Genomic DNA, 12,252 nt, shown 5'->3' with positions numbered 1-12,252 from the left:
ACGATCGGGACCAACAAGAAAGGCCGCCCGAGGGCGGCCGTTTTGTCTGCCGAAGCCTGAAAGCGTCTTAGCGGACCGTGGAGGTGCCCGAGGAGGTGATCGCCACCGGTTTGCCGGCCTTGATGACCTGCGTCGTCTGGGCAGTCTGCGTGAAATCCGCGTTGTTCCGGGCCGAGATGCCGAGCGCCGCAATCCCGATCGCCGCAACAAGGGCAACCACCACAATCTTGAGATGGGTCGCGCGGTCAGCTGAATGGATCGAGTGGTTCATGGTCGCCTCCGGGCGTCTGTGCGCCGTCTATGGCAGGTACTGGTAAGCCCCATCTGTTTCCGGATCGTTTCGTGAGTTCCCGGAAATGGTTTCGTGCCACGGGCGGATTGGTTTCACCGTGCCTTGCGTCACACTCGCGGCCGGCTAAAACTGACCTCAGGCGCGGAAATGCGCTTGGGAGAAAAATAATAATGAAAACAATGAGAATGACCCGCCGCCGGGTGCTGGGAACCGGTTCTGCTGCAGTTGCCGCCACGATGTTTGGTAAGCCAGCCCTTGCCGCCGTCGAGTTCGATCTCAAGCTCGGTGTCAACACTCCGGAAACCCATCCGCTAACAATGCGCCTGACTGAGGCCGCCAAGGCGGTCGGCGCGCAGTCGTCCGGCCGGGTCAACATCACGGTGTTCTCCAACAGCCAGCTCGGCGGCGATCCGGAGATGCTGTCGCAGGTCCGGGCCGGCGGGATCGAGCTGTTGGCGGCGCCCAGCATGACGCTGTCGACGCTGGTGCCGCTGTCGGGGCTGCCCAGCATCGGTTTCGCCTTCCAGTCCTACGACCAGGTCTGGGCGGCGATGGACGGCGGCGTCGGCGACCTCGTGCGCGAGGCGATCACGAAGACCGGCGTCGTGCCGCTGAAGAAAGTCTGGGACAACGGCTTCCGCCAGATCACCTCGTCGTCGAGCCGGCAGCTCAACAGTGTCGACGATCTCAAGGGCTTCAAGATCCGCGTGCCGGTGACAGCATTGCTGACGTCGCTGTTCTCAGGGCTCGGCGCATTGCCGTCGAGCATCTCCTACAGCGAGCTCTATTCGGCGCTGCAGACCCACATCGTCGAAGGGCAGGAGAATCCGCTGGCGCAGGTCTCCACCGGAAAACTCTACGAGGTGCAGAAATTCTGCGCGCTCTCGAACCATTGCTGGAGCGGTTACTGGATCCTCGGCAACCGCCGCGCGATGGCCGGTCTGCCGCCCGATCTGCTCGAGCTCATCAACGCCGCGTTCGATGCCGCGGCGGTGAAGGAGCGCGCCGATCTGGTCGAGATGGACCGCTCGCTGCAGGCCGAGCTGACCGAGAAGGGCATGACCTTCAACAAGCCCGATCCCGTGCAGTTCCGGGCCGCGTTGGTGAAGGCCGGCTTCTACACGCAGTGGCAGAAGACCTATGGCGCGGATGCCTGGGCGGCGCTGGAGAAATACACCGGCAAGCTGACATGAGCGCAGCCTGACATCGCGCGCGCGATTACCTGACGCGTAATCGCGCGCGCGATCTCCCTTTGCGATGGTCGATGCATCGGCGGCGATGGCTGCCGATCGATCCGCAAGGGGAGATAAGCGATGGTCCAACCGCTTTATGCAACCGCCGGGGACGGCACAAAGCTGTTCGCACAGGATTGGGGCTCGGGCCGGCCGATGCTGCTGCTTGCCGCCTGGACGTTCAATTCCAGCATCTGGGGCAGCCAGATCGTGGCGCTCAACGCCAACGGTTTTCGCTGCGTCGCGCCTGACCGGCGCGGCCACGGCCGCTCCGACATGCCGATGGCGGGATACGATCTCGACACGCTGACCGACGACGTCGCCGCCGTGATCGAGCAGCATGATCTCCACGACGTCACGATCGTCGCGCATTCGATGGGATCGATCGAGGCGGTGAACTATCTGGCGCGTCACGGCGCCAAGCGCATCGCGCGACTGGTGCTGGTTGCGCCGACCACGCCGTTCATCGTGCAGACCGAGGACAATCCGGACGCCGTGCCGAGAGCGATGGTCGACGCGCAAATTGCGGCGATCGCGCAGGACTTTTCGAAATGGATGGGCGAGAACGAAGCGCCGTTCTTCATGCCCGACACGGCCGAGGTGACGCGGGCCTGGATCAGGGAGATGATGCTGAGCGTGCCGTTGCCGGTGGCACTGGCCCGCCGCAAGACCATTTCCTTTGCCGATCTGCGCGCCGCGGCGAGCGGGATCGATCGCCCGACGCTGATCGTGCATGGCGACAACGATGCCAGCGCGCCGTCGAGCTGACCGGTGCGAAGACGGCAAAGCTGATCAAAGGAAGCAGGCTCGCCGTCTATGAAGGCGCCCCGCACGCGTTGCCGCTGACGCACAGCGCGCGCTTGATGGCTGACCTGCTGGCGTTCATGGATGCTTAGCTCGCGCGCGCGATGTCGGCGCGGATCGAGCGCGCCGCCCAAACGAACAGCAGCGCGCCGAGCGTGGTCGTGACTGCCGCCGACAGCAGCGAGTAGCGATTGGCGCGGCCGCTTGCGGTGCGACATCGACCATGACTTCCTCCCCCGGTCTTCTTTGTTGTTGCTTGCGTTGTTGCTTGCGCGCGCGCCTTACGCCTCGCGGATGTAGTTCCCTGCCTCGAATTCGATCGGCCTCGTGTCGGCGTCGAACGACACGCCGATCGGGTCGCGGCCGCTGGCCATGGCCTCGAGCTGGTCGGAGAGCATCCGGCGGATCATCAGGATGCCGCGGTCGCTCTGGCCAAAATGCTCTTCGGAATGGATCGTCACCGCTCCCTGGCCGACCTGGGCCTCGTAGTCGCCGGGGAACTGCTGGTGCTCGGCCTCGGTCATGTCCCACCAGAACTTGCCGTTGAACTTCGAGCGCATCCGCCCGATATCGCCCGCGTTCTTGACCCGGCCGGCGACGTAGATGCGAAACGAGGTGTCGTCGATCGGCAAGGTCCAGCCGATCGATTCGACGCGCGCGAACTGCGCGACGCGTGGATTGGGCACGACGCGGAGTGTCGGGAGGGCGGCCTCGGTGACGCGATAGAACACCTTGCCGTCGTCCTGCCTGCGGATCGAACGCACCGCGACGCCGCGCGGCGACATCTCGAACCTCACCTCGGGCATCGAGGCCATCATGTTGGTGAACTGCGGCCCTGAGAACGAGCCGTGCAGCACCGGCACATGGTAGGGGTCGGCGACGTTCTCGAAATGCTGCAGCCAGTTGCAGGGGATCACGGCAGGGCCGCCGCCGCCGATCGAGGAATCGTCGGCCTCGACGAACTCGCCGTCGTCCATGTTTTCCAGGCATTCGTAGCGCGGCAGCACCGGCCGTTTCTCGGCCGGCCCCATATAGGCGAAGATCAGGCCGTAGCGTTCCTGCACCGGATACCAGGGCTGGCGCACCTTGTCCTTGAACAGGCCGCCGTCGGGCTCGCAGGGTTGTTCGAGGCAGCGGCCCTCGGTGTCGAACTTCCAGCCGTGATAGCAGCAGCGGATGCCGTCTTCCTCGACCTTGCCGTAATAGAGTGTGGTGCCGCGGTGGCAACAGCGCGCATGCAGCAGGCCGACCCGGCCATGCCGGTCGCGGAACAGGATCACGTCTTCGCCAAGCGCGCGGACTTTTCTGGGGATATCGCTGGCGTCACCGTTGAGGCCGACCGGGTGCCAATACCGACGCAGCAGCTCGCCCATCGGCGTGCCGCGGCCGACCGAGGTGAGCTCGGTCCGGATGCTGGACGGCTTCATCGCATAGGCCGTGCCGAGATCGCGGTCCCGCTGGGTGATCGTCACGTTGTCCTCCCCCGCCGCTGGTCTGGTGCCGGCGGCTGATCTATCGTTGACCAAGTCAACGATAGATCGATGACAATGTCAACGATATCGTTCAGCTTGGCAGCGCGCGGCTTTGTTGGCAGAGGTTGGTGATGACCGAGAAGCTCAGGACTGAGAGGGCCTTGCCGCCGGAGGCCGTTGTCGATTCCGAACTGGCGCCGATCACCGCGATGATGTCGTCGCGGCTGATGGTGCTGGCGAACCTGCTCAGGCGCGGCGCGATGCTGCGCTACAAGCGCCTGACCGGCCTGTCCTCGGTGGAGTTCGGCCTGGTGGCCTCGCTCGGCCGGCGGCCGCCGATGAGTGTGGTGCGGCTCGCCGAGGCCGTCGGCATGGACAAGGGGCAGATCAGCCGGGCACTCGCCGAGCTCGTGGCGCGCAAGCTGGTGACGAAGGCAGCCAATCCGCGCGACAACCGGGAGACTTTGGTCTCGCTTACCAAGGCCGGCCTGGCCGCCCATGATGCCATCGTGGCCGGCGCGCAGGAGCGGAACCGGCGCCTGTTGGAACAGCTTGCGCCAGGGGATCTCGAGCTGCTGCTCGGACACATCGATCGGCTCACCCTGACCGCCGCCGAGATGCTCGCGGCCGAACGGGGGCTGGGCTGATATGGCAAGAGCGCAGGGCACAGGATGGCCGCCGCAGCGTTGCCCATGGAGGCAAGCGCATCCGCCTGATGAGGCCAAGAGCCCGCGGGAAGGACGGTAAAAGCGTCAAAATAGCTTGTCTTGCGCCCCCTGTTGCGCTGCGCTAAAGCCTCAAGAACAATTCCAATCAACGAATCTGCGGCACGTCCGAAACCGCAGCAAGAAGGCCTCGCCGATGACCGGCATCCTGCAGAATTATCTTCCACTTGTGGTCTTTATCGGAGTTGCGAGCCTGATCGGTCTGGCGCTCCTGATCGCGCCGTTCCTGGTCGCGTTCCAATCGCCGGACCCGGAAAAGCTGTCCGCCTATGAATGCGGATTCAACGCTTTTGACGACGCCCGCATGAAGTTCGACGTCCGCTTCTATCTGGTGGCGATCCTCTTCATCATCTTCGACCTCGAAGTGGCGTTCCTGTTCCCGTGGGCCGTGGCGTTCGGAAAGCTCGGCGCCACCGGGTTCTGGTCGATGATGGTGTTCCTGGCCGTGCTGACGGTCGGGTTTGCGTATGAATGGAAGAAAGGCGCGCTCGAATGGGATTGAGCCCCACCGCCGCAACCTCCCGGCCGGCGATAGCCAAATCAGAGATCGCCATGGCTCCGAAGGGTATTCTTGATCCGTCGACCGGCAAGCCGGTCGGCGCCAATGATCCGTTTTTCCTCGAGGTCAATCACGAGCTGTCCGACAAGGGCTTCTTCGTCGCCGCGGCCGATGACCTCATCACCTGGGCGCGCACCGGCTCCCTGATGTGGATGACCTTCGGTCTCGCCTGCTGTGCGGTCGAGATGATGCAGGTCTCGATGCCGCGCTATGACGTCGAACGCTTCGGCTTCGCACCGCGTGCCTCGCCGCGGCAATCCGACGTGATGATCGTCGCGGGTACCCTGACTAACAAGATGGCGCCCGCGCTGCGCAAGGTCTACGACCAGATGCCGGAGCCGCGCTACGTCATCTCGATGGGCTCCTGCGCCAATGGCGGCGGCTACTACCACTATTCCTATTCGGTGGTCCGTGGCTGCGATCGCATCGTGCCGATCGACATCTACGTGCCGGGCTGTCCGCCCACGGCGGAAGCGCTGCTCTACGGCGTGCTGCTGCTGCAGAAGAAGATCCGCCGTATCGGCACCATTGAACGCTAAGGTTTCAGGTATGGACGACGGCAAGCTCGACGCCCTTGGGCAGACGATCGTGAGCGCGCTTCCGGGCGCGGCCACGGCGCACTCGGTCGCGTTCAATCAACTCACTATCGACGTCGAGATTGGCAGAATCGTGGACGTCGCCAGGTTTCTGCGTGACGATCCCGGCTGCCGCTTCGTCAACGTCACCGACGTGACCGCGGTCGACTATCCGAGCCGCGAGAAGCGTTTCGACGTCGTCTACCATCTGCTGTCGCCGACGCTGAACACGCGCATCCGTTTGCGCGGGCAAGCCGACGAGACCACGCAGGTGCCGTCGATCATCGGCGTCTTCCCCGGCGCCGACTGGTTCGAGCGCGAGACCTACGACCTCTACGGCGTGATCTTCACCGGTCATCCGGACATGCGCCGCCTGCTGACGGACTACGGCTTCGACGGCCATCCGCTGCGCAAGGATTTCCCGCTCACCGGCTTCGTCGAGGTTCGCTACGACGACCAGGAGAAGCGGGTGCTGTATGAGCCGGTCCGGCTCAACCAGGAATTCCGCAAGTTCGATTTCCTTTCGCCCTGGGAAGGCGCGGACTATCCGCTGCCCGGCGATGAAAAGGCCAAGGCGGAGCCGAAGCCATGAATGAACAGCCGCAAAACCTTCGTAACTTCACCATCAACTTTGGGCCGCAGCATCCGGCGGCGCACGGCGTGCTGCGCCTCGTGCTGGAGCTCGACGGCGAAGTCGTCGAGCGCGTCGATCCGCATATCGGGCTGCTTCACCGCGGCACCGAGAAGCTGATCGAGCACAAGACCTATCTGCAGGCGATTCCCTATTTCGACCGGCTCGACTACGTCGCGCCGATGAACCAGGAGCATGCGTTCTGCCTCGCGGCGGAAAAGCTGCTCGGCATCACGGTGCCGCGCCGCGGCCAGCTGATCCGCGTGCTGTATTGCGAGATCGGCCGCATCCTGTCGCATCTGCTCAACGTCACCACGCAGGCGATGGACGTCGGCGCGCTGACCCCGCCGCTGTGGGGCTTCGAAGAGCGCGAGAAGCTGATGGTGTTCTACGAGCGCGCCTCGGGCTCGCGCATGCACGCGGCGTTCTTCCGTGTCGGCGGCGTGCATCAGGACCTGCCGCCGAAGCTGATCGACGACATCGAGGCGTGGTGCGATCCGTTCCTCAAGGTGGTCGACGACCTCGATCGGCTGCTCACCGGCAACCGCATCTTCAAGCAGCGCAACGTCGATATCGGTGTGGTGCCGCTGAAGGAAGCCTGGGAGTGGGGCTTCTCCGGCGTGATGGTGCGCGGCTCGGGCGCAGCCTGGGACCTGCGCAAGTCGCAGCCCTACGAGTGCTACGCCGAGATGGATTTCGACATTCCGATCGGCAAGAACGGCGACTGCTACGACCGCTATCTGATCCGCATGGAAGAGATGCGCCAGTCGGTGCGCATCATGAAGCAGTGCATCCAGAAGCTCAAAGCACCCGACGGGCAGGGTCCGGTGGTGGTCGAGGACAACAAGATCGCGCCGCCGCGCCGTGGTGAGATGAAGCGCTCGATGGAAGCGCTGATCCATCACTTCAAGCTCTACACCGAAGGCGTGCACGTGCCGGCCGGCGAAGTCTATGCCGCGGTCGAGGCGCCGAAGGGCGAGTTCGGCGTCTACCTCGTCGCCGACGGCACCAACAAGCCCTACAAGTGCAAGATCCGCGCGCCGGGCTTCGCCCATCTGCAGGCGATGGATCACATCTGCAGGGGCCATCTGCTGGCCGACGTTTCCGCCATCCTGGGCTCGCTGGACATCGTGTTCGGCGAGGTCGACCGGTGACGATGTCCGCATCCGCACCGCGCGCAATGAGAGTTTGATCGATGTCCGTCCGCCGCCTTGCCCCGAAGGAATTGCAGCCCGCGAGCTTCACGTTCACGGACGAGAATCTCGCCTGGGCCAAGAAGCAGATCGAGAAGTATCCGCCGGGACGGCAGGCTTCGGCCGCGATCGCGATCCTGTGGCGCGTGCAGGAGCAGCATGACGGCTGGGTCTCGGAAGCGGCGATCCGCGCCGTCGCGGACCTGCTCGAGATGCCGCATATCCGCATGCTGGAGATCGCGACCTTCTACACCATGTTCCAGCTCTCGCCGGTCGGCAAGAAGGCGCATGTGCAGGTGTGCGGCACCACGCCGTGCCGGTTGCGCGGCGCCGCCGACCTGATCGAGGTCTGCCAGCACCGCATCCATCACGATCCCTTCCAGCTGTCGAAGGACGGCAACTTCTCCTGGGAAGAAGTCGAGTGCCTGGGGGCCTGCGTGAACGCGCCGATGGTGCTGATCTGGAAGGACACCTATGAGGATCTGACCAAGGAAAGCTTCGGCAAGGTGCTCGACGGCTTTGCCGCCGGCAATCCGCCGAAGCCGGGCCCGCAGATCGACCGTCAGTTCTCGGCGCCCGCGGGCGGGCCGACGACGCTGAAGGAAACCACCTGATGCGGGGCTTTCAGGTGCTGGCAAACGGGCAGGAAAACAAGGCAGGAAGGGGCGCTGCGATGAAGGCCTGGCGCACGATCGCCCTGCATACCGCTGTCGCGGCCGGCTTCATGTTCCTGCTGCAACGCTACGGCCTGAGCGCCACGCTGGAATCCAGCCTGTTGTGGGCCATCGTGTTCGGCGGCTGCGCCGCCGGGCTCGCTTATTCGCAAGCCAATCGGTGATGTTCGGAAAGTTTTGAGCATGCTCGACGACAAGGACCGCATCTTCAAGAACCTCTACGGCCTGCATGATTGGGGCCTCGAGGGCGCGCGCCGCAGAGGCGCCTGGGATGGCACCAAGGGGATCATCGACAAGGGGCGCGACTGGATCATCAACGAGATGAAGGCGTCCGGCCTGCGCGGCCGCGGCGGCGCCGGCTTCCCGACCGGCATGAAGTGGTCCTTCATGCCGAAGGAATCCAAGGACGGCCGTCCGAGCTACCTCGTCGTCAACGCCGACGAGTCGGAGCCCGGCACCTGCAAGGACCGCGAGATCATGCGGCACGATCCGCATCTCTTGGTCGAAGGCTGCCTGCTCGCGAGCTTCGCGATGGGCGCGCATGCCTGCTACATCTATATCCGCGGCGAGTTCATCCGCGAGCGCGAGCGGCTGCAGGCGGCGATCGACCAGGCCTATGAGGCCAAGCTGGTCGGCAAGGACAACGTCAACGGCTGGCCGTTCGACATCTATGTTGCGCACGGCGCCGGCGCCTATATCTGCGGCGAGGAGACCGCGCTGCTCGAGAGCCTCGAGGGCAAGAAGGGCCAGCCGCGGCTGAAGCCGCCGTTCCCGGCCAATGTCGGCCTCTATGGCTGCCCGACCACCGTCAACAACGTCGAGTCGATCGCGGTCGCGCCGGACATCCTGCGCCGCGGCGCCGCTTGGTTCGCCGGCATCGGCCGGCCGAACAATGTCGGCACCAAGCTGTTCTGTATCTCCGGCCACGTCGAGCGGCCCTGCAACGTCGAAGAGGCGATGGGGATTCCGTTCCGCGAGCTGATCGAGAAGCATTGCGGCGGCATCCGCGGCGGCTGGGGCAATCTGAAGGCAGTGATCCCCGGCGGCTCGTCGGTGCGCATGGTGCCGGCCGAGCAGATCATCGACACGCCGATGGATTTCGACTCTTTGAGCAAGCTGCGCTCGGGCCTCGGCACCGCGGCGGTGATCGTGATGGACAAGTCGACCGACCTGATCCGAGCGATTGCGCGCATCTCCTATTTCTACAAGCATGAGAGCTGCGGCCAGTGCACGCCGTGTCGCGAGGGCACCGGCTGGATGTGGCGCGTCTTGACCCGCATGGCCGAGGGCCGCGCCCACAAGCGCGAGATCGACATGCTGCTCGAGGTTACCAAGCAGGTCGAGGGTCACACCATCTGCGCGCTCGGCGACGCCGCGGCATGGCCGATCCAGGGCCTGATCGCGCATTTCCGTCACGAGATCGAAGAGCGCATCGACCAGTATTCGCACAAGGCCGATCTCGACGATCAGGGCGTGCGCGATCCCATGCACATGGTAGCTGCGGAGTAATGCTGGCGATGACGCAACAGGCCGCATGGTGGCAGAAATACGGGACGCTTGCGCAGATGGCGCAGGCGACCGTAGCGCTGCTCGGCTTTGTTGCAATCCTGCTGCAGATCAACGAAATCCGCACCTCGAACCGCGCCTCCAGCGCGCGTTCGGCGTTTCTCGGCTACACCGATCTCGCATTCCAGAATCCGAAGTTCGCTCAGCCCGACTACGAGGCCATCAAGGCCGCCGGTCGCGAAGAGCGGTCCCAATATGAGAGTTTTGTCTCGTACTTCCTCTATGCCTGCGAGGAGACCTTTGCCGCATTCGCGGAAAAGCGCGAATGGCAGGCATCGTGTGACTACGACCTGAAACCGCATCTGCCGTTCCTCTGCGAGAAGAACCAGGCGCAGCCTGCGTATCTCGCGACCTACGGCGCCGACACCCAGCAATGGGTGAAGACCTCATTGAAAACCGCGAGCGTCGCACCGCCGGACTGCAAGCTCGGAAAGACTTGAGACAGACATGAGCAAGATCATCGTCGATGGCAAAGAGATCGATGTGCCGCCGGAGTACACGCTGCTGCAGGCGTGCGAGGCGGCCGGCGCCGAGATTCCGCGCTTCTGCTATCACGAGCGGCTGTCGATCGCCGGCAATTGCCGGATGTGCCTGGTCGAGGTGAAGGGCGGCCCGAAGCCGGTCGCGAGCTGCGCCTGGGCCGTGCGCGACTGCCGTCCGGGCCCGAAGGGCGAGCCGCCGGAGATCTCGACCCGTTCACCGATGGTGAAGAAGGCGCGCGAAGGCGTGATGGAGTTCCTGCTGATCAACCATCCGCTGGACTGCCCGATCTGCGACCAGGGCGGCGAGTGCGATCTGCAGGACCAGGCGATGGGCTACGGCGTCGACACCAGCCGTTTCGCCGAGAACAAGCGCGCGGTCGAGGACAAGTATCTCGGCGCGCTGGTCAAGACCTCGATGAACCGCTGCATCCAGTGCACGCGCTGCGTCCGCTTCTCCGCCGAAGTCTGCGGCGCGCCGGAAATGGGCGCGACCGGCCGCGGCGAAGACATGGAGATCACGACCTATCTGGAGCAGGCGCTGAGCTCGGAGCTGCAGGGCAATCTCGTCGACATCTGCCCGGTCGGCGCGCTGACCTCGAAGCCGTACGCCTTCGCCGCGCGTCCGTGGGAGCTCGGCAAGACCCAGTCGGTCGACGTCATGGACGGCGTGGGATCTGCGATCCGCGTCGACACCCGCGGCCGCGAGGTGATGCGCATCCTGCCGCGCATCAACGAGGCGGTGAATGAGGAGTGGATCTCCGACAAGACCCGGCACGTCGTCGACGGCCTGCGCACGCAGCGCCTCGACCGGCCCTATGTGCGCGAGAACGGCCAGCTCAGGCCGGCGACATGGCAGGAAGCCTTTGCTGCCATCGCCGCCAAGGCCGGCCGCAGCGACGGCAAGCGGATCGGCGCGATCGCCGGCGATCTGGCCGCGGTCGACGAAATGTACGCGCTGAAGGAGCTGCTCGCGAAGTTCGGCTCGGTCAATCTGGCGGTGCAGGGCGGCGACGCGTTCGACGCCAAGGCGGGCCGCGGCTCCTACATCTTCAACCCGACCATCGCCGGCATCGACCAGGCCGACGCGATCCTGATCGTCGGCTCGCATCCGCGCAAGGAAGCCGCCGTGCTGAACGCGCGGATCCGCAAGCGCTGGCGCACCGGCGGGCTCAAGGTCGGCATGATCGGCGCCAAGGCCGATTTCACCTATGACCACGACTATCTCGGCGCGGGCACCGATACGCTGGCCGATCTCGTGGCGGGCAAGCACTCCTTTGCCGACGTCTTGAAGAAGGCCCAGCACCCGATCATCCTGGTCGGCGCCGGCGCCTATACCAGGCATGACGGCGCGGCGGTGCTGGCGCAGGCCGCCAAGCTCGCGGTCGACGTCGGTGCGCTGAAGGACGGCTGGAACGGCTTTGCCGTGCTGCAGGATACCGCCTCGCGCGCCGGTGCACTCGATATCGGCTTCTCGCCGGCGGCGGGCGGGCTGACCTCGGCGCAGATGACGACCTTCGGCACGCTCGACGTGCTGTTCCTGCTCGGCGCCGACGAGATCAAGGCGCCGGACGGCACCTTCGTGGTCTATATCGGCACCCATGGTGACCAGGGCGCGCATCGTGCCGACGTCATCCTGCCGGGCGCGGCCTATACCGAGAAGTCCGGTATCTACGTCAACACCGAAGGCCGGGCGCAGATCGCCAACCGCGCCGCGTTCCCGCCGGGCGAGGCCCGCGAGGACTGGGCGATCATCCGCGCGCTGTCCGACGTGCTCGGCAAGAAGCTGCCGTTCGACTCGCTGCAGGCGCTGCGTCAGGCTATGTTCAAGGCCTACCCGCATCTGATGCGGCTCGACCAGATCGAGGCCGGCAAGCCCGACGACGTCAAGGCGCTGGCAGGCAAGGGCGGGAGCGTCGACAAGGCGGCATTCAAGCCGACCGTCGAGGATTTCTATCTGACCAACCCGATCGCGCGGGCCTCTGCCGTGATGGCGGAATGCTCGCGGCTGGCGTCGGGCCGAATGCTGACGGCAGCGGAGTGAGCGTGA

At 64.9% G+C, this 12,252-nt stretch carries 14 protein-coding genes; 12 read left to right on the top strand and 2 right to left on the bottom strand.

The features are described from left to right. Positions 1-67: 67 nt before the first annotated feature. Positions 68-271, bottom strand: coding sequence for a hypothetical protein (locus XI02_RS23800; RefSeq protein WP_016847743.1), 204 nt, complete (start codon positions 269-271; stop codon positions 68-70). 200 nt (positions 272-471) lie between these two features. Here XI02_RS23800 and XI02_RS23795 point away from each other — a divergent pair, with 200 nt between their 5' ends. Further along, on the top strand, positions 472-1,485 hold the full coding sequence (locus tag XI02_RS23795) for a TRAP transporter substrate-binding protein (RefSeq protein ID WP_026192824.1): 1,014 nt from the start codon (positions 472-474) through the stop codon (positions 1,483-1,485). A gap of 120 nt (positions 1,486-1,605) precedes the next feature. After that, positions 1,606-2,292 (top strand): alpha/beta fold hydrolase, encoded by a 687-nt coding sequence (locus XI02_RS23790; RefSeq protein ID WP_016847745.1) that lies wholly within the window; start codon positions 1,606-1,608, stop codon positions 2,290-2,292. A 317-nt stretch (positions 2,293-2,609) separates the two neighbouring features. Here the strand turns inward: XI02_RS23790 and XI02_RS23785 are convergent, their stop codons facing one another. Beyond that, the gene (locus XI02_RS23785) at positions 2,610-3,800 is read right to left on the bottom strand and encodes an aromatic ring-hydroxylating dioxygenase subunit alpha (RefSeq protein ID WP_026192823.1); all 1,191 of its coding nucleotides are present in this window, start codon (positions 3,798-3,800) and stop codon (positions 2,610-2,612) included. Between the two features lie 131 nt (positions 3,801-3,931). On the opposite strand from XI02_RS23785, the gene XI02_RS23780 reads away from it, so the two are divergent. The 10 genes from XI02_RS23780 to nuoG all read left to right on the top strand — a co-directional run bounded on the left by XI02_RS23780 (position 3,932) and on the right by nuoG (position 12,246). Beyond that, positions 3,932-4,447, top strand: coding sequence for a MarR family winged helix-turn-helix transcriptional regulator (locus XI02_RS23780; protein ID WP_018271861.1), 516 nt, complete (start codon positions 3,932-3,934; stop codon positions 4,445-4,447). 214 nt (positions 4,448-4,661) lie between these two features. Further along, positions 4,662-5,027 (top strand): NADH-quinone oxidoreductase subunit A, encoded by a 366-nt coding sequence (locus XI02_RS23775; RefSeq protein ID WP_018271860.1) that lies wholly within the window; start codon positions 4,662-4,664, stop codon positions 5,025-5,027. Positions 5,028-5,077: 50 nt separating this feature from the next. Further along, positions 5,078-5,623, top strand: a complete 546-nt coding sequence (locus XI02_RS23770; protein ID WP_018271859.1) for an NADH-quinone oxidoreductase subunit B family protein — start codon at positions 5,078-5,080, stop codon at positions 5,621-5,623. Between the two features lie 10 nt (positions 5,624-5,633). After that, positions 5,634-6,251: an NADH-quinone oxidoreductase subunit C gene (locus XI02_RS23765; protein WP_018271858.1), complete on the top strand. Its 618-nt coding sequence runs from the start codon at positions 5,634-5,636 to the stop codon at positions 6,249-6,251. Then, on the top strand, positions 6,248-7,444 hold the full coding sequence (locus XI02_RS23760; protein ID WP_016847751.1) for an NADH-quinone oxidoreductase subunit D: 1,197 nt from the start codon (positions 6,248-6,250) through the stop codon (positions 7,442-7,444). Before XI02_RS23765 ends, XI02_RS23760 begins: the two co-directional genes overlap by 4 nt. Positions 7,445-7,485: 41 nt before the next feature. Further along, on the top strand, positions 7,486-8,097 hold the full coding sequence (nuoE, locus tag XI02_RS23755; protein WP_016847752.1) for an NADH-quinone oxidoreductase subunit NuoE: 612 nt from the start codon (positions 7,486-7,488) through the stop codon (positions 8,095-8,097). After that, positions 8,097-8,321 carry a hypothetical protein gene (locus XI02_RS23750; protein WP_016847753.1) on the top strand — a complete coding sequence of 75 codons (225 nt, stop codon included), beginning with the start codon at positions 8,097-8,099 and terminating at the stop codon, positions 8,319-8,321. The genes nuoE and XI02_RS23750 overlap by 1 nt, the downstream gene beginning before the upstream one ends. A gap of 19 nt (positions 8,322-8,340) precedes the next feature. Then, positions 8,341-9,666, top strand: a complete 1,326-nt coding sequence (gene nuoF, locus XI02_RS23745; RefSeq protein WP_016847754.1) for an NADH-quinone oxidoreductase subunit NuoF — start codon at positions 8,341-8,343, stop codon at positions 9,664-9,666. Between the two features lie 8 nt (positions 9,667-9,674). After that, positions 9,675-10,163, top strand: a complete 489-nt coding sequence (locus XI02_RS23740; protein ID WP_125459167.1) for a hypothetical protein — start codon at positions 9,675-9,677, stop codon at positions 10,161-10,163. Between the two features lie 7 nt (positions 10,164-10,170). After that, positions 10,171-12,246, top strand: a complete 2,076-nt coding sequence (nuoG, locus tag XI02_RS23735) for an NADH-quinone oxidoreductase subunit NuoG (RefSeq protein WP_018271856.1) — start codon at positions 10,171-10,173, stop codon at positions 12,244-12,246. Positions 12,247-12,252: the final 6 nt, after the last annotated feature.

This window comes from Bradyrhizobium sp. CCBAU 21365 (genome assembly GCF_015291305.1).
GTDB classification, from domain to species: Bacteria; Pseudomonadota; Alphaproteobacteria; order Rhizobiales; family Xanthobacteraceae; genus Bradyrhizobium; species Bradyrhizobium elkanii.
This window is presented reverse-complemented; position numbering and strand designations above follow the sequence as displayed.